The 16,044-nt window shown below is 61.5% G+C and carries 15 protein-coding genes and 1 tRNA gene; 7 read left to right on the forward strand and 9 right to left on the reverse strand.

Going from position 1 to position 16,044, the window contains the following annotated elements; genetic code table 11:
- Window positions 1-210 precede the first annotated feature (210 nt).
- The 4 genes from trmB to DWU98_RS07520 all read right to left on the reverse strand — a co-directional run bounded on the left by trmB (window position 211) and on the right by DWU98_RS07520 (window position 4,091).
- On the reverse strand, window positions 211-906 hold the full coding sequence (gene trmB / locus DWU98_RS07505; RefSeq protein ID WP_115494902.1) for a tRNA (guanosine(46)-N7)-methyltransferase TrmB: 696 nt from the start codon (window positions 904-906) through the stop codon (window positions 211-213).
- A gap of 160 nt (window positions 907-1,066) precedes the next feature.
- Entirely contained in the window at window positions 1,067-1,867 is an 801-nt protein-coding gene (locus DWU98_RS07510) for a thiazole synthase (protein WP_115494903.1), read from the reverse strand.
- Window positions 1,868-1,877: 10 nt separating this feature from the next.
- Window positions 1,878-2,078 carry a sulfur carrier protein ThiS gene (gene thiS, locus DWU98_RS07515; RefSeq protein ID WP_115495103.1) on the reverse strand — a complete coding sequence of 67 codons (201 nt, stop codon included), beginning with the start codon at window positions 2,076-2,078 and terminating at the stop codon, window positions 1,878-1,880.
- Window positions 2,079-2,198: 120 nt separating this feature from the next.
- Entirely contained in the window at window positions 2,199-4,091 is a 1,893-nt protein-coding gene (locus tag DWU98_RS07520; protein ID WP_147293252.1) for a DUF6600 domain-containing protein, read from the reverse strand.
- Window positions 4,092-4,295: 204 nt separating this feature from the next.
- Here DWU98_RS07520 and DWU98_RS07525 point away from each other — a divergent pair.
- The 5 genes from DWU98_RS07525 (at window position 4,296) to DWU98_RS07545 (ending at window position 8,055) form a co-directional block, all read left to right on the forward strand.
- A tRNA-Gly gene (locus DWU98_RS07525) sits at window positions 4,296-4,369 on the forward strand.
- Window positions 4,370-4,410: 41 nt separating this feature from the next.
- Window positions 4,411-4,863 (forward strand): ATP-dependent zinc protease family protein, encoded by a 453-nt coding sequence (locus tag DWU98_RS07530; protein ID WP_115494908.1) that lies wholly within the window; start codon window positions 4,411-4,413, stop codon window positions 4,861-4,863.
- Window positions 4,860-5,792: a 30S ribosomal protein S6--L-glutamate ligase gene (rimK, locus tag DWU98_RS07535; RefSeq protein ID WP_115494909.1), complete on the forward strand. Its 933-nt coding sequence runs from the start codon at window positions 4,860-4,862 to the stop codon at window positions 5,790-5,792. Before DWU98_RS07530 ends, rimK begins: the two co-directional genes overlap by 4 nt.
- A gap of 309 nt (window positions 5,793-6,101) precedes the next feature.
- On the forward strand, window positions 6,102-6,788 hold the full coding sequence (locus DWU98_RS07540) for a response regulator transcription factor (RefSeq protein WP_115494911.1): 687 nt from the start codon (window positions 6,102-6,104) through the stop codon (window positions 6,786-6,788).
- The gene (locus DWU98_RS07545; RefSeq protein WP_115494913.1) at window positions 6,772-8,055 is read left to right on the forward strand and encodes a sensor histidine kinase; all 1,284 of its coding nucleotides are present in this window, start codon (window positions 6,772-6,774) and stop codon (window positions 8,053-8,055) included. The genes DWU98_RS07540 and DWU98_RS07545 overlap by 17 nt, the downstream gene beginning before the upstream one ends.
- A 121-nt stretch (window positions 8,056-8,176) precedes the next feature.
- Here the strand turns inward: DWU98_RS07545 and DWU98_RS07550 are convergent, their stop codons facing one another.
- Complete coding sequence (locus DWU98_RS07550) at window positions 8,177-9,559, reverse strand: L-serine ammonia-lyase (protein ID WP_115494914.1); 1,383 nt, start codon at window positions 9,557-9,559, stop codon at window positions 8,177-8,179.
- 76 nt (window positions 9,560-9,635) lie between these two features.
- Here DWU98_RS07550 and DWU98_RS07555 point away from each other — a divergent pair, with 76 nt between their 5' ends.
- Window positions 9,636-9,914, forward strand: a complete 279-nt coding sequence (locus DWU98_RS07555; protein ID WP_115494916.1) for a glutaredoxin family protein — start codon at window positions 9,636-9,638, stop codon at window positions 9,912-9,914.
- 91 nt (window positions 9,915-10,005) lie between these two features.
- Here DWU98_RS07555 and DWU98_RS07560 read toward each other — a convergent pair whose 3' ends face one another.
- The 3 genes from DWU98_RS07560 to DWU98_RS07570 are packed head-to-tail and all read right to left on the reverse strand — an operon-like array spanning window position 10,006 to window position 11,779.
- Complete coding sequence (locus tag DWU98_RS07560; protein ID WP_115494917.1) at window positions 10,006-10,560, reverse strand: YceI family protein; 555 nt, start codon at window positions 10,558-10,560, stop codon at window positions 10,006-10,008.
- Window positions 10,561-10,598: 38 nt separating this feature from the next.
- The gene (locus tag DWU98_RS07565) at window positions 10,599-11,168 is read right to left on the reverse strand and encodes a cytochrome b (protein WP_115494919.1); all 570 of its coding nucleotides are present in this window, start codon (window positions 11,166-11,168) and stop codon (window positions 10,599-10,601) included.
- On the reverse strand, window positions 11,165-11,779 hold the full coding sequence (locus tag DWU98_RS07570; protein ID WP_115494922.1) for a YceI family protein: 615 nt from the start codon (window positions 11,777-11,779) through the stop codon (window positions 11,165-11,167). The genes DWU98_RS07565 and DWU98_RS07570 overlap by 4 nt, the downstream gene beginning before the upstream one ends.
- A gap of 103 nt (window positions 11,780-11,882) precedes the next feature.
- On the opposite strand from DWU98_RS07570, the gene DWU98_RS07575 reads away from it, so the two are divergent.
- Entirely contained in the window at window positions 11,883-15,542 is a 3,660-nt protein-coding gene (locus DWU98_RS07575) for a hybrid sensor histidine kinase/response regulator (protein WP_230474744.1), read from the forward strand.
- Between the two features lie 70 nt (window positions 15,543-15,612).
- Here DWU98_RS07575 and DWU98_RS07580 read toward each other — a convergent pair whose 3' ends face one another.
- Window positions 15,613-16,035 carry a DNA polymerase III subunit chi gene (locus DWU98_RS07580; RefSeq protein WP_115494925.1) on the reverse strand — a complete coding sequence of 141 codons (423 nt, stop codon included), beginning with the start codon at window positions 16,033-16,035 and terminating at the stop codon, window positions 15,613-15,615.
- Between the last annotated feature and the right edge of the window lie 9 nt (window positions 16,036-16,044).

The following is a 16,044-nucleotide window of genomic DNA, read 5'->3' on the forward strand; positions in this document are numbered from 1 at the left end:
GTTTAGCGCGGAAGTATAAGTCTGCTTAGGTGCTTGCTGGTGAACCGCGGCCGCATCGAGGAGCGTCGCACCTGCGATAGATCGGCCACCTCCCCCGCGTGCAGGGGCGGGGCGGGGTGGGGTTGTGTGAGCTTGCCGCGCAGGTGGCTTTCATCGCGAGATGGCCTCACCCCCCCCAGCGCTCCCCTGGTGCAGGCGAGGGCGTACATGTCAGGCTTTTCGATACAGCAAATCCCACACGCCATGCCCGAGTTTCAATCCGCGGCGCTCGAAATGTGTTTCGATGCGCCAGTCCGGTTTCTCGGAAAATTGGCCAGGCGCCAGCTCATTGCGCCAATCGGGCGATGCTTCCATCACCTCCAGCATGTGCTGCGCATACGGCTCCCAATCGGTCGCCAGATGAAGCAGGCCGCCAGCGGCCATACGCGTCGCAAGCAGTGCAACGAACGGCGGCTGCACGATCCGCCGTTTGTTGTGGCGCTTCTTGTGCCATGGGTCGGGAAACCAGATGCGTGCCTCGGCCAGGGTGCCGGGAGCGATCTCGTTTTCCAGCACTTCCACCGCGTCGTGCTTGTAAAGCCGCACATTGCTGGCGTTTCGCGCGGCCAAGGCATTCATGAGCCGGCCCACGCCGGGGCCGTGCACTTCAATGCCAAGGTAGTCGCGCGCTGCATCGTGCTCGCTTGCCCACGCCAGGGCTTCGCCATTGCCGAAACCGATTTCCACTACGCGCGGCGCACGGCGACCAAAATGCGCGTCGAAGTCCTGTGGCTTGCCCGTGTAATCCATGCCGAAGCGCGCCCAATGCGTTTCGAACGCGCGTTGCTGAGCGGGTGTCATGCGACCTTCGCGCAGGACGAAACTGCGGATGCGGCGGAGGTGTGCGTTGTCGTGGTCGTCGGTCATAGGGAAGGCTAACTCACCCTCTCCCCGGAGGGGAGAGGGCTGGGCCGAGCGGACGCTCTTGCGTTGAAATGAAATCGAAGCGCGGTTTCCGTTGGGGCTTGAGGCAAGCCTTGACTCCTCATCCCGTCCCTCCCCCGGAATAGAGACGATGTAGCGCGTGTCAGCCGATCGTGCCGTCGATCGGGCTCGATGCCGACGCAAACCGCTTGCGCGGAATCCGTCCTGCGCGAAATGCAGCGTGACCTGCTTCGACGGCCAGCTTCATCGCGTGTGCCATCAGCACCGGGTCTTTCGCGCCGGCAATGGCGGTATTCATCAGCACACCATCGCAACCCAGTTCCATCGCAATGGCAGCGTCGGAGGCGGTGCCCACCCCGGCATCGACGATCACCGGCACCTTCGCGTTCTCGACGATTTCCAGCAGGTTGTATTTGTTCTGGATCCCTAAGCCCGAGCCGATGGGCGCGGCCAGCGGCATGATCGCCACGCAGCCGATGTGCTCCAGTTTCTTGGCGAGGATGGGATCGTCGCTGGTGTAGACCATCACATCGAAGCCGTCGGCCACGAGTTGTTCGGCGGCCTTCAAGGTTTCCACCACGTCGGGAAACAGCGTGCGCTCATCGCCCAGCACTTCGAGCTTTATCAGCGTATGGCCGTCCAAAAGTTCGCGCGCCAGGCGGCAGGTGCGTACCGCATCCACGGCGTTGTAACAGCCGGCGGTGTTGGGTAGCAGGGTGAATTCGCCGGGCGGCAGTGCGTCGAGCAGGTTCGGCGCATTCGGATCCTGGCCCAGGTTCACGCGGCGGATGGCTGCGGTGACGATTTCCGCGCCGGCGGCCAAGGTGGCGCGGCGGGTTTCGTCCAGATCCTTGTATTTGCCGGTGCCGGTGAGCAGGCGCGAGCGATAGCTCTTGCCGGCAATGACCAGGGTATCCGTCGTGTCGTGCGTTTTGATGTTCATATGCCAGTGCTCAACCACCGCCGATGGCGTGGACGATTTCTACCTTGTCGCCATTGCGCAGCGCATAGGCGCTGTGCTGACTGCGCGGCACGATTTCATGATTGACTTCCACAGCCACGCGTCGTCCGGCATAGCCGGCTTCGTTGAGCAATTGCGTAACCGTGAGGTCGTCTGCGCAGTCCTGCGGATGGCCATTGAGGGTGATATGCATTCGGCCATTGTAGCGGCAGGTGTCCGGCTTTAGCCCGTTTTCATGGGTTTCACCCAGCGAACACGGCATTTTGACCGCGAAAAACGGCCGTGCTCTGTACCGAGCACGGCCGCGCGGGAACTAATGCTTGTTGTCGTCCCTCGCCGGCGGCGAAGAGTGCGGGTGCGGCGGCGCGCTCTGCGGGTGCGATTGCGGCTGCGGACGACCCATCTCCGGATGCGCATAGACCGGTGGCTGATAAGAGGGCCGCATCGGTTCATAGGAGGGGTTGGGCTCGTAAGGACGCGCTTGCTCCTGAGGCACGTACTGATGGGCCCGCTCTGCCGCTTCGAAGCGCTGCTGCTCCGATTCGATTGACGGCGTCGGCGCATAGTGCGGCGCCTGCTGAATCTGCTGGGCCGGCGCGAAATGCGGCACCTGCGGCAGGGTCGCCTGGTGTGGTTCGGGCGTGGCGTAATGCGGAAACGCTTGTCCCGATACCACCCTTGGTGCCGCGTTCGGTTGCACTTGGAGCACGCGCACATTGGCGGCCGGCCGAGCCGTGTTTGCCGCCATCGCCGCTGCAGGTGCATTCACCGCGACAACCGGGCGGCTGAAGCCTGCTGCCGGCAGCGGGTGGGTATGTGCCACGCGCGGCTGACCGAAGCTTGCTGGTGAGGGGCGCTGCAAGCTAGCCGGTGACACCACCGCAGCGCCGGCCACTTGCCGCGCATCCATGTGCATCTGGTTGCCTTGCACGTTGCGTGCACTGGCAAACGCCTGGGCGGAGACGGCCGTAAAGGCGTGCGGCACATCGCGGTTCACATAGTTCACGCCGGTGACCGGACGTCCTGCGCGATAGAACCCGTATTGATGATCGATGGCGCCGACCAACGCCGCATGGTTGTAACCGCGGCCTATCGCGATATTACTGGTGTTGACGTTGGCGTAATAACCGCGCGAGGCGTGATACCACGGGTTGTACACCTCGTGCGGACCCAGCGGGAACCAGCCTACCGGGCCGCCACGGCCGATGCCCACAAAGGCCACCAGTGCTGGTGCGTAGATGGATCTGACCCCTCTGGGGCCGGGCATCCATCCCCAGCGATCGTGCAGGAATGCCCAGCGGCCATAGTGGTACGGCGCAAAGCCCCACGGCATCCCGTCCACCCAGGTCCAACCCCACGGGCCAATCCACACCCAGTGGCCAAAGGTGTAGGGCGCCCAGCCGACGGCCACCCCAGCGGGGTACCACACGGCGCCGTAGTCGTCGTCCTCTTCCCAATCACCGTATTGATTCAGATCCTGGCCGCCCACGACGTCGTTGGATACGTACTGAGCATTGGCGGTGTTGGCGTATTGCGCATCGCGGTCATTGCACCAGGCGTCGAATTCGTCGCGGCTGTCGATCTGGCTGACCGTCATCCCGTTCAAGGATGAATCGGTGAATGCATAACTGCGCCCGCTGAATACTTGCCGCTGCGCGTTGTTTTCGCCGTAGACGATGCCACCACCCCCGAACACGGTGACGGTGCTGCCATTTCCATTGGGGCCCACGTCGATGCGAAAGGTGCCGGGTTGGTTGATCACCAAGGCAAGCGTCGGTGTATCGATCTCGTAGGTGGCGCCCTCATCGAGGGATTGCACGGTGATGCTCAGCGTGCCTTGCGTCAGTTCGAACTGACCGATCTGGCCGTTGAGATTGAGCACACCGATATCGGTCTGGCCATTGATGCGCAGGGCCGCGCCGCCCAGGTCCAGCTCGGCGCGCGCACCGGGGCCGCCCGATAGCTTGTCGCCATTGGTCAGCGGCCGGTTGATGTCGGCGGCGCTCCACTCGGTGCTGCCGGCCGGGAGCAGCCCCAAGTCGCCTTGCGCGTAGGAAAGGCGCGCGACCCGTGCTGGCGGATCGCCGGAGGCTGGATCGTTGCTATCGGTCTGGGCCTGCGCCACGCCCGTAGCGAGCAGTAGCAAGCAGGCCAGTAAAACGGACCATCCTCTGGAAAATGACGTCGCATTCCTCGGTACAGGCATAAGTTCCTCCGTTTGCTGACCGCACGTGTCCGTGTATGTGCCAATCATCTTGCGCAGGGATCATGAGCGCTGGCTTAGGGGCGCAGCGACCGTTGCCTGCGGTTTATAAAAACGCATAGGCGCGTATTTTGTGGACCGGAAGGACGCGCGGTGTTGATGCAGGATTCCCAAAGGCCGCATCGGCCGGTTACCATCGCCCACCACGCGGGTGTAGCTCAATGGTAGAGCTGTAGCTTCCCAAGCTACTGACGAGGGTTCGATTCCCTTCACCCGCTCCACTCTCTCCCCCCGAGATTCAGACCCGACAGCGTGAGCTGACATGGCGGACGTGATCACCCTCGGCTGGCGGGAACGGCTGGCATTGCCTCAGTTCGGCATCGCCTCGCTCAAGGCCAAGCTCGATACGGGCGCCCGAAGCAGCTCGCTGCACGTGGATCAATTGGAAACCTTCACACGTGATGGTCAAACCTGGCTGCGCTTCATGGTTGGGCTGGGCCGGCGAGCCGTGCGGCAGGTGCAATGCGAGGCGCCTGCGTGCGACCGTCGCGTGGTGGTCGATACCGGCGGCGGGCGCAGCGAGCGCTGGTTCATTCGCACCGAAGTGATGCTGGCGGGCGAGCGATTCGAAGTTGACATAAATCTGACGGATCGTCGGCACATGCTGTTCCCTATGCTATTGGGGCGCACGGCATTGGTCGGGCGCTTCACGGTTGACCCCGCACGTTCTTACACCCTGCCCAAGTACGCGCACACGATGGTGGATAAACCATGAAAATCGCTGTCCTTTCGCGCAATACGCGACTTTATTCCACGCAGCGATTGGTTGAAGTTGCCCGCGAGCGCAGACACGTAGTGCGCGTGCTCGATCCGCTGCGCTGCTACGTGCGCATTGCGCCTGGCGAGGTGGAAATCCGTTACAAGGGTAAGGCGCTGCACGATATCGATGCGGCCATTCCACGCATCGGTACATCGAGCACGTTTTACGGCACGGCCGTGCTGCGCCAGCTGGAAATGATGGGTGTGTACACACCCAATCCTTCCGATGCCGTGTTGCGCGCACGCGACAAATTGCGCTGCCTGCAGATGCTTGCCGCCAGAGGCCTGGACATGCCTGTAACGGTATTTGGCGACAATCCAGACGACACCACCGATGTGCTGGACATGCTGGGTGACCCACCGCACGTGATCAAACTCAACGAGGGTAGCCAGGGTACGGGCGTGGTGCTGGCCGAAAAACGCAGTGCGTCGCAAAGCGTGGTGGAAGCCTTCCGTGGTTTGTACGCCAACTTCCTGGTGCAGGAATTCATCGCCGAAGCCAAAGGCAGCGATCTGCGCTGCTTCGTGGTCGGTGGCGAAGTGGTCGCGGCGATGCAGCGCGATGCGGTGCCGGGTGAATTTCGCGCCAACCTGCACCGTGGTGGCACCGCGGTGGCCGCCGAACTAAGTCCGGCGGAGCGCAGCATCGCGATCGCCGCTGCCGAAGCGCTGGGGCTGGGCATCGCCGGCGTGGATCTGCTCCGTTCCAAACGCGGGCCGCTGGTGCTGGAGGTCAATGCTTCGCCGGGTTTGGAAGGGATCGAGGCGGCATCGGGTGTGAACGTCGCCGAACACATCATCTGCCACCTGGAGCGGCACGTTGCGAAGGGATCGAAGCGGGTCACGGTTCCGGCGTCCCAATCGGGCAGTCGATCCGCGCGTTAACCAAGCGGTGAGTGCGGGTTAACTGTCGCGTAACTGCCGTCCGCCTATAAAGGCACCACTGTTTGTTTGCTCGCCACTTCAATCGCAAGGGCGACAGCAGACGACGGTATCGGGGCAGTAGCTTCAGCCCGGATGCAGCGACGCACGGTCGCCGTATCCGGGCTTTTTCTTTGTGGATACGGCCTTTCGTTACGGTTCCTTTCCCTCCGATGAGCGATTGTTAAGGATGGCGCTTAACATTTGCGCCATTCACTCGTTAAGCTTGGAACACCCCCCGGCCTGTGCGCCGGTTGCGTAGCGGAGAAACGCATGCGCGTTCTAGTTATTGAAGATAACAGCGATATCGCGACCAATATCGGCGATTACTTGGAAGATCGCGGCCATGTCGTGGACTTCGCAGGAGATGGCGTCACCGGCCTGCATTTGGCGGTGGTCCACGACTTCGACGTCATCGTGCTCGACCTCACCCTGCCGGGCATGGATGGCTTGGACGTGGCTCGCAAGCTGCGCCACGAGGCCCATAAGCAGACCCCCGTGCTGATGCTGACGGCCCGCGATGCGCTCGAACAGAAGCTCACTGGCTTCGAATCGGGCGCGGACGACTACATGACCAAGCCCTTCGCCCTGCAGGAGCTGGCTGCGCGCCTGGAAGTGCTGGCGCGGCGTGGCAAAGGTCCGCAGAGCCGGGTGCTGAAGGTCGCCGACCTCACCTACAACCTGGACACCCTTACGGTGACCCGCGACGGCAAATCCATCCAGCTCAACCCGATCGGCTTGAAGCTGCTGCAGGCGCTGATGGAAGCCAGCCCCTCCGTGGTCACGCGCCAGGATCTGGAACAGAAGGTGTGGGGCGAAGAACTGCCCGACAGCGACAGCCTGCGTGTGCACATCCACGGTCTGCGTGCCGCGATCGACAAGCCGTTCGAAAAGGCCTTGATCCACACCAGACACGGCATCGGTTACCGCATGGTCGATCCGGATGCAGTCCAGGCGTAAGCTGCGTTTTCGGCTGCTGGTCTCGTTCGCGCTGTTCGGTTTTGGCCTCAGCGCGTTGTTTGCCATGGCCTCACTGTATGTGCGCGCCAAGGTCGAAGATCAGTTGGTAACGGCTGCGCTACAAGGTGACATCGATCAAGGCGTAGACAAAACGCTCGCCGGTCAGATGGGTCAGTCAGAGCTGATCGAGGCTTGGATCCAGAGCGATCGCACGCTCTACAAAATGCCGTTGGCGTGGCAAAACCTGGATACCGGTGTCCATGATTTGTACGGTGTAGATGCCAGCGGACATCTCAAACATTACAAGTTGGCAGTACGTCGGAAAGATGGTGTCATTGGTTTCGAACGCTACGACATCAGTCGAGAGGATCTTGGCAAGCGGCAGTTGATTACGGCATTGAGCACGGCGGTAGTGCTTTTCAGCCTGCTCTCGCTGGCCATCGGGCTGTGGCTTTCGCGGAAGGTCCTCAAACCAGTCACCGAACTCGCCAGAAGACTGCGTGACTTCCGTAAGAGCGGACGTGCGGAGCCTCTCGCGCAACATTTCGCAGATGACGAAGTAGGCGAGCTGGCACAGGCCTTGGACGAATATTCCACGCGCCTTACCGCCATGGTCGAGCGCGATCGCGAATTCAACTCCGACGTCAGCCATGAACTGCGCACGCCGTTGGCAGTGATTTCCAGCACCACGGAGTTGTTGCAAGGTTCGCCCGATCTCACCGACAAGCTGCGCGAACGCTTGAAGCGCATCGAGCGTGCATCGCGTCAGGCTACGGAGTTGATCGAAGCGCTGTTGCTGCTCTCCCGTGCCGAGCGTCGCGGCCCTACGCGTGGCGAAACCACCGATGTCGCGAAGCTGGCTGCCGATGTCATCGAAAGTCAGCGGCCGCAGATCCGCGATAAACCCATCGAAGTCGAACTGCTGCAACAGGATTTGGTGACGGTGAATGCCCCAGCATCGGTGTTGTCGGTGGCACTCACCAACCTGATTGGCAACGCCATCAAATACACGCTCGAAGGCCGCGTCAAAGTAGTGGTGGACAAAGGCCGCGTCGACGTGATCGACACCGGCCCCGGCATCAAGCCGGAAGATGCGGAGCGCTTGTTTCAGCGAGGCGTGCGCGGCGAAGGTGCGGGCGGTAGCGGTGCAGGCCTGGGCCTGGCGATCGTGCGTCGTTTGTGCGAACTGTACAGCTGGGACGTGTCGATGAGGCCGCGTACGGATGGAAATGGCGCCGTCGCTACCATTGTTTTCGAGCGGTCATGATTTAACGGCTGGTCGCCGTTGCACGAAACTCCCTATTGCTCCAGCGTCATTCCGGCCTTCACCGAAATGACGTTGAGGGGATGTCGCGCGTCTGCGCGGGCACGAGGGTCCTAGGGAAACCTCAGCACTCGATTACATTCACCGCCAGCCCACCACGCGACGTTTCCTTGTATTTGTCCTTCATGTCACGCCCCGTGTCGCGCATCGTCTTGATCACCTTGTCCAGCGAAACGCGATGCTTGCCATCGCTCTTCAATGCCATGCGACTGGCGTTGATCGCTTTCACCGAACCCATCGCATTGCGTTCGATGCAGGGAATCTGCACCAGGCCGCCGATGGGGTCGCAGGTCAGGCCGAGGTTGTGCTCCATGCCGATCTCGGCGGCATTTTCGATTTGGTGAATCGAGCCGCCCAGCGCGGCGGTGAGGCCGCCGGCCGCCATCGAGCACGCTACGCCTACTTCACCCTGGCAGCCGACTTCCGCGCCGGAGATGGAGGCGTTCTCTTTATAGAGAATGCCGACCGCAGCAGCGGTGAGCAGAAAATCGACAATGCCCTTTTCGTCGGATTTCGGGCAGAAGCGATGGTAATAATGCAGCACCGCCGGCACGATGCCGGCGGCACCGTTGGTGGGGGCGGTAACGACGCGGCCGCCGGCTGCGTTTTCTTCATTCACCGCCAGTGCGTACAGATTGACCCAGTCCAGGATGGTCAACGGATCCTTGAGCGCCGCTTCCGGCTGATTGCGCAATTCCGACGCCATCGCCGGTGCACGACGCCCCACTTTCAAGCCACCAGGCAGCACGCCGGGCGAACGCAGGCCGCGCTCAACGCAACCTTGCATGGCTTTCCAGAGAACGAGCAGGCCCGCGCGCACGTCGGCCTCGCTGCGCCACACTTTTTCGTTTTCCATCATGAGCTGGGCGATGGTCATCCCGTGCTGTTCGCACAGGGCCAGCAGTCGGTCGCCGCTGTCGAACGGGTAGGGCTGCTCGGTGGTATCGGCAACGATGCGATCTTCCGCAGCTTCATCATGGTTGACCACGAAGCCGCCGCCCACTGAATAGTATTCGCGCGTGGCCAGTTCGTTGCCTTCCGCGTCGTAGGCGGTGAAGCGCATGCCGTTGGTATGGAAGGGAAGCTTCTGGCGCTTGTTGAAAACGAGATCGCGCTTTTCGTCGAACTCGATCTCGTGCTTGCCCAATACACGAAGGCGGTGTGTGGTGCGCACGCGCTTGAGAATGTCCGGAATGTGATCCGGGTCGACCGTATCGGGGTGTTCGCCCTCGAAGCCGAGAATCACGGCCTTGTCCGTACCGTGCCCGCGGCCGGTCATCGCCAGCGAGCCGTAGAGCTCCGCGCGTACGCGCGCGACGCGGTCGAGCACGCCTTTTTCCTCCAGCCAGCGCTCGGAAAAACGGGCGGCCGCGCGCATCGGGCCCACGGTGTGGGAGGACGAAGGGCCGATGCCGATCTTGAAAATATCGAAAACGCTGACAGCCATGCGGGCACTGCGATGACGGGGAGGAAGCGTTTATTCTACGCGCACGTTTCCACTAAGGCATTCCGCAAGCGCACGTATGGCTGACTTGGTGCTTTACCAACGCGACTACTGCCATCTCTGCGACCAGGCCCTGGCCGTGCTGGCCGAGGCGCGCGTGCCGGATTTTGACAGCGTTTGGGTGGATGACAGTGACGAGCTGGAGGAGCGTTACGGCGTCCGCGTACCGGTATTGCGGGACTTGCGCAGTGGGCGGGAGTTGGACTGGCCGTTCGATGCGACCGCGGTGGTCCATTGGATGGAGGCGGTCGACTCGCCCGGCCATCATCATTCCCGCGAAAGCGGAAGCGCTCCATAACAGCGAAGCTGCTCAATCCATGTTGAGGCAAAAGGCGACGATGGATTGTCGCCTCCGCGAGCAGGAGGGAAGCAAGAAAGGATGGGGCGGCTCACTTCCCGGCTAGCACCAGATGCGCCGTGACCTTCACGTCCGGCCCGATCACTGACGTATCTGCGTACTGGCCGCCGCCCACGCCAAAATCAAGCCGCTTCACCGTGCCGCTCACATCCAGCGTAGCGCTTTGGCCTTGCGGCTTGAACACCACGCTCACGCTGACGGGTTTGGTCACGCCGCGCAGGGTCAGCATGCCATCGGCAATCACCTGATTGCCCTGCTGGTGGAAGGTGGTGGTCACGAAATGCGCTTGCGGGTATTTCGCGACGTCAAAGAAATCGGTTCCGGGCAGCGCGCTATCGCGATCGTTGTCGCCGGTTTTGGCCGTCGCCAGGGTCACCGTGACGTCAAATTTCGATGTGGCGAGTTTGGCTGGATCATAGCTGATGGCTGCGGTCCATTTTTCAAAATGCCCATCGAAGCTGCTGCCCTGGAAGTTGCTGGTGAAGCCTAGCGTGCTGCCTGATTGCACGGTGTAATCGGCAGCATTGGCCACGCATGGTACTGCCAACGCGAGAAGAAGCATGAGCGAGGGGGGGCGAATCGTCATCTGGGTTCTCCATATACGTGTGCGCATAGTCAATCAGCCTATCCTTGCAACTTGTTTTGACGCACGCGCGCGAACGGCAGCATGCGCCGCAATACGTTGTCCTGATCGAAAAAGTGATGTTTGAGTGCTGCGCCGACGTGTCCGATCAGCACCAGCAACAGCAGGTAGAACAGCCATTCGTGGACGCCGTGGGCGATGCGGGCAAGATCTTCGTTCTTCGCCGCCAACGCCGGCAAGTTGAACAGCTTGAACCATTGCAGCGGATAACCATGCAGCGAATTGAACAGCCAGCCGCTCAGCGGCATCGCCAGGATGAAGCCGTAGAGCAGCACGTGCGTGAGGTGCGCCACAATGCGCTGCCAGCGCGGCATCGGTTCATCTTCCGGCGCGCCGTCGTAGAGGCGCCAGGCCAGGCGCAGCGCGAACAACGCCAGAATGGTCAAGCCGATCGATTTATGCAGCGCGTACACCGTGATCTTGCTCATCGACGGCGACATGCCGGTCATCAGCAAGCCCCACACGCCATTGACGAGGATCCCCAGCGCGACGATCCAATGGAACAACTTGGCGACCGCTCCCCAGCGGTGGTCATTACTGCGCAAACTCATTGATGCTCCTTGTCAGGGGCGGCGTTGTCGCGAATGCCTTCCAGCTCCAGCCAGATGGCGACGGTATGGCCCACGGCATTGGGAAAGCTGTTGATGCCGAATGTCGTTCGATCGAGCGATGCGGTGGCGGAAAAGCCGGCCACCGTGTGCAAGCCGTAGATCGTCTTGCCGATGCGGTTGACGCGAAAGGGGATGTCGAGGGGCTGACTTACGCCATGCAGCGTGAGTGTGCCGTGCAGCACACCGTGCGTATCGTCCTTGCGTTCCACCGACGTGCTGACGAAGTGCGCGGTCGGATAGGTTTTGCAATCGAGCAGCGAGGCTTTGCACGCCGCTTCGTTCCAGGCGGCATCGCCCATGTCCACGCCGCGCATGTCGATATCCAACGAGGTGCTTGATTTGGACCAGTCGTGCGCATCAAAACGCAACCAGCCATCCGCGATATGCAATCGCCCCAATGGGCGCGAAAAACCATCGTGATCGATGCTGAAGACGATCTGGCTGTGCACCGTGTCATAGTGGTACTGATCCGTCTCAGCGTGGGCGGCCTGCTGCGTCCAGAGGCAACCGAATCCGAGCGTCCATAGCAGGCAAGCGAAGCGTCGATTCATGTCCGGAAGTCTGGCCGAAATGCCCAGGGCGCGCCAGCGCCGACCTCGGAACGGATTGTTGCAATTTGGCGAACAGCACGTGCGGCCATGCGATGAATTTGGCATGCTTCCCCTTTGCGGGCCGGATACAGACCAGGGTGACGACCCGTTCGACGTGCCTGAGGGGGCCACTGTGGCGGTTTTCATGTTGGGGTTGGCCTTCCTGCTGGGTGCTTCGGCGCCGCGCAGTGCGATGTCGGCCACCTCCACGCCTGCCCCGGCCGCGGCTATCCATGCGCCTGACTCTGCCCCGCTGCCCACACCGCAATTCCGTCGCTATGGCATGCAGGACGGGCTACCCAGTAGCGTCGTCTATACGGTGGCGCAAGACCATGATGGTGCCATGTGGTTTGGCACCAAGGGGGGTATCGCGCGATTCGATGGCGTGCATTTCAACGTGTTCCGGCATATCGAAAACGACCCCGACTCCCTCTACAGCAACGAAATCTCCACATTGATCGTCGGGATGTACGGCAAGGTCTGGGCGGGTGGACTGGATGCGGGCCTGAATCGCTACGACCCCACCACCGGCAAGTTCACGCACTGGGGGCATGATCCGTCCAATCCGCAGAGCCTGGCGAGCGATCGCGTGTGGGTGATTGCGCAGACGCCCGACGGTACGGTGTGGGTCGGCACCGGTGAAGGGCTGGATCGCCTGCAGCCCGATGGCCGCGGTTTCGAGCACACGACCAATTCGTTGCTGGGTCTGTATCCCAGCGATTTCGGCGCGATTGGTGCGTTGTACGCCGATCACAAGGGTCGTCTTTGGATCGGCTCGGAGCGTGGATTGTTCCGCCGCGAAGTGGACGGAAGCATCACTCGCATCAACGCGGCCGATCCCACTCAATCGGTGGAAGCCTGGCGCATCGAAGGTCAAGGCGATGAGGTGCGCGTTGCCACCGAGCGCGGCTTGCTGATCGTGGGTAGCGACGATGTGGCGCGCCTGTTTGGCGAGCCGGTCATTCCGCACGACACCAACATCATGAGCAGCGCGCGCGATGCGTCTGGCCGCTTGTGGATCGGCACGCAGCGAGGCATGTATCTGCAGGTGCGCGCGCACGGCCCGATCATCGAGCTGGCCAATCAACCGCTGCTTTATGGCGATCTGCCGGGCACGTGGATGTACCAGACGCTGGTCGATCGCGAAGGCGGCTTGTGGGTCACGATGATCGACGGCGGCATTGCCTATCTCGCTCCGGGCTGGAATCGCTTCAGTCGTTTCACGCATGTTCCCGACGACCCGTCCAGTCTGCGCGATTCAATGGCCACCACCATGGCACGCGGCCGTGATGGTCGGCACGTATGGGTGGGTGAACGCGACGGACGCATCGATCTGCTTGATCCGATCACCGGAAAGGTGGAGCACGTGCTCAGCGGTTTGGGTGCGCGCATCGGCGGCATGACCGAAGATTTTCGTCAGCGCTTGTGGATTGCCGCACAGGGTGCACTGTATCGCTACGACTATGTGCACGATCGGCTGGATCAAGTCGATCCGCAGCGACGTCTGCTCGATCGCCCGCTTGAAGTGGAGCCGGGTCCCGACGGCATGATGTATGCGCGCACGTTCGGCCATGGCGTGTTCCGTATCAATCCCGACACGCTGGCAATCACGCCGGTTGCGATGGATCGGCCGAGCGAGAAGGTCATGTGGGGCAGCCAGTTGATGCTCTACAAGGACACGTTCTGGTATGGCAGCGACGGCGGCCTGATGTGGCTCGATCGCGCGCGCGATCGCTTCGCCATGGTGCCCGGTATACCCACCGGCAAACCCATCGACGCGTTCGATTTCGACCGCACCGGTTTGTGGGTCGCGACGGAAGATGGCTTGTCGCATTACCACCGTGACGGCCAGCGGATGGTGCTCGATCGCTCGGTGGGGGTTGCGCAAGGTTGGCCATCGCTGCGCGCGGTGGACATCGATGTGGATTGCCTTGGGCGCCTGTGGGTATTCAGCATCGATGGCTTGTGGCGCTTTGATCCTGCACAAAACAGTTTTCATCAGATCGGTTTGCAGAACGGTTTGGCGAACGGTGAGTTCGGACGTGGCTATGCGTTGCTGCCCAATGGTTATCTGTATGCGGCGACAAACGGCGGCGTGGTGGGTTTTGATCCGGACAAGGTGGATCCTGCAAACGTGGCGCCAACGTTGTCCGTTACGCAGATCACTGTGCAGCACAAAGGGGTGACCAGGCAGCTTCCGGTGGATGCGCAGCCCATCAAACTCGGGTGGCGCGACCGGCAGCTTCGCGTGCAGGCACGTGTTTTCTCCTACATCAATCCGGTCGCCAACCAGTATCGCTTCCGCCTCAACGGTTTCGATAGCGACTGGGTGGATCTGGATAACCACGGTGAACGCGAATTCACCGGTCTGCGCAGTGGTGATTACACGCTGGACATCATGGCGCGCGGTTCTGAAGGCGGCTGGATGCAGTTGGCCGAACCGTTGCACATCACCGTGCAATCGCCACCGTGGCTTCGCTGGTGGGCATGGTTGCTATATGTCGGTCTTATCGCTGCCATCGCCTTCCTCGCCTTGCTGGCGTGGCGCCGCCGCCTGGCGCACGCCCATCGCATCCAACTCGCCGAGCAGCGACATCAGATCGCCGAGCAGGCGAGCGCGGCGAAGACGCAATTTCTCGCCACGCTCAGCCATGAAATCCGCACACCGATGACCGGCATGATCGGCATGGCCGAATTGCTGCTGGCGACATCCTTGAACGATACCCAGCGTGAATATGCCGAATCGATGCAGCGCGGGAGCAATGCCTTGCTCAAGCTGCTCAATGACGCTCTGGATCTGGCGCGCATCGAAGCCGGCAAGCTGGTGCTCGACCCGGCGCCGTTCGAATTGCGTCCCATGCTGCAAGATGTCGTGCGTCTGCAAAAAGGTGCCGCGCACGCCAAAGGGCTCGTACTGAGCTTGGATGTGGGCGAGGAGGTGCCTGCATCACTTGTCGGCGATGCGCTGCGCATTCGGCAGGTGTTGTTCAACCTCGTCAACAATGCGGTCAAGTTCACCGCGCGCGGCAGCATCCAGGTCCGTACAACGTGGGCCAACGATTCGCTATCGCTGCACGTGAGCGACACCGGTCCGGGCATTTCCCCGACCAGTCGCGTGCGCCTGTTCAGCCGATTCGAACAAGAGGAAGGTCCACAACGCAGCATCGGCAGCGGTTTAGGGCTGGCCATTTGCAACGAGCTGGTGGTGATGATGGGCGGCACACTGCTGCTGGAATCAACCTTGGGCAAAGGCAGCACCTTCAGCGTAAAACTGCCTTTGAAGGTTGCACAGAAAACGACACAGGCAACGCCCAGTGCCGTCGACCACGGACGCTCGCTCGAGGTGCTATTGGTGGATGGCGATGCCAAGGATGCCAGCGCAATGAGCGGCATGCTGGAACAACAAGGCCATCGTGTGCGCTATGCCAACCACGGGTTGAACGCACTGGCCGAACTTGCGCTGCGATCCTGTGATGTGATTCTGCTCGAACTGGATTTGCCCGGCATCGATGGTTTCCAGGTGGCGCAATTGATCCGCCACGGCGCCGTCGTCGGCGAGCACATACCTATCGTGGCAATGAGCGCACGTGACGATGAAGAGCTGATCATTCGCGGACAGCAGATGGGCATCGATGCCTTCGTGCGCAAGCCACCGGCAGGTGCGCAAATTGCGGCGGCATTCCAGGATGCGTTGCTGGCGCGGAAGGAAGTCGATCCCGCCTGAGCTGAGGCGTTTCAATTTGCGGGGAGTGCCCAGTGCGGCAAGCTGCATCGGCATCCTTTACGCCCGCGCATCACATGTCGAATTTGCTGACGTCGAAGCCGAGCCGCTGATATTCACGCCAACGCACACGCGAGCCTTCGCGTTCGGTGGGGTCGGCTGCAACCACTTCTAGTACCCGTTCGCCGTACTGTTGTGGGCATTGTTCGCGAAGATTGATGATGAGCGGCCGCGCCGGTGCATCGACACCGGGCGGTGCAATCAGCACGGCGGTACCCGCGTCGTCATCATCGCCCGCCAATTGATGCGGGATATAGGCATCCTCATCGAATGACCACAGCAATTCATCCAATGCCTCGGCCTGCGCAAAATCACGGGTGAGGACGAGCACAGGTTGCTGCGCGGCAAACGCTTTGCGTGCCAGTTCGCAGACCAGCAGCAGTGGCTGCTCGCTGAAGCGCGGTTTGGCGATGAGATAGAAGTCGGCGCGCGGCATCGTGATCAA

This window comes from Dyella monticola (assembly GCF_003363155.1).
Lineage (GTDB): Bacteria > Pseudomonadota > Gammaproteobacteria > Xanthomonadales > Rhodanobacteraceae > Dyella_B > Dyella_B monticola.

Excerpts from the sequence above, each read along its gene's own strand:
- trmB (WP_115494902.1), bottom strand. The coding sequence starts at position 906 with ATGACCGACGACCACGACAACGCACACCTCCGCCGCATCCGCAGTTTC.
- DWU98_RS07555 (WP_115494916.1), top strand. The coding sequence starts at position 9,636 with ATGGCTGACTTGGTGCTTTACCAACGCGACTACTGCCATCTCTGCGAC.
- DWU98_RS07565 (WP_115494919.1), bottom strand. The coding sequence starts at position 11,168 with ATGAGTTTGCGCAGTAATGACCACCGCTGGGGAGCGGTCGCCAAGTTG.
- DWU98_RS07560 (WP_115494917.1), bottom strand. The coding sequence starts at position 10,560 with ATGACGATTCGCCCCCCCTCGCTCATGCTTCTTCTCGCGTTGGCAGTA.
- DWU98_RS07540 (WP_115494911.1), top strand. The coding sequence starts at position 6,102 with ATGCGCGTTCTAGTTATTGAAGATAACAGCGATATCGCGACCAATATC.
- DWU98_RS07510 (WP_115494903.1), bottom strand. The coding sequence starts at position 1,867 with ATGAACATCAAAACGCACGACACGACGGATACCCTGGTCATTGCCGGC.
- DWU98_RS07575 (WP_230474744.1), top strand. The coding sequence starts at position 11,883 with ATGCTTCCCCTTTGCGGGCCGGATACAGACCAGGGTGACGACCCGTTC.
- DWU98_RS07520 (WP_147293252.1), bottom strand. The coding sequence starts at position 4,091 with ATGCCTGTACCGAGGAATGCGACGTCATTTTCCAGAGGATGGTCCGTT.
- DWU98_RS07570 (WP_115494922.1), bottom strand. The coding sequence starts at position 11,779 with ATGAATCGACGCTTCGCTTGCCTGCTATGGACGCTCGGATTCGGTTGC.
- DWU98_RS07550 (WP_115494914.1), bottom strand. The coding sequence starts at position 9,559 with ATGGCTGTCAGCGTTTTCGATATTTTCAAGATCGGCATCGGCCCTTCG.
- thiS (WP_115495103.1), bottom strand. The coding sequence starts at position 2,078 with ATGCATATCACCCTCAATGGCCATCCGCAGGACTGCGCAGACGACCTC.
- DWU98_RS07545 (WP_115494913.1), top strand. The coding sequence starts at position 6,772 with ATGCAGTCCAGGCGTAAGCTGCGTTTTCGGCTGCTGGTCTCGTTCGCG.
- DWU98_RS07530 (WP_115494908.1), top strand. The coding sequence starts at position 4,411 with ATGGCGGACGTGATCACCCTCGGCTGGCGGGAACGGCTGGCATTGCCT.
- rimK (WP_115494909.1), top strand. The coding sequence starts at position 4,860 with ATGAAAATCGCTGTCCTTTCGCGCAATACGCGACTTTATTCCACGCAG.
- DWU98_RS07580 (WP_115494925.1), bottom strand. The coding sequence starts at position 16,035 with ATGCCGCGCGCCGACTTCTATCTCATCGCCAAACCGCGCTTCAGCGAG.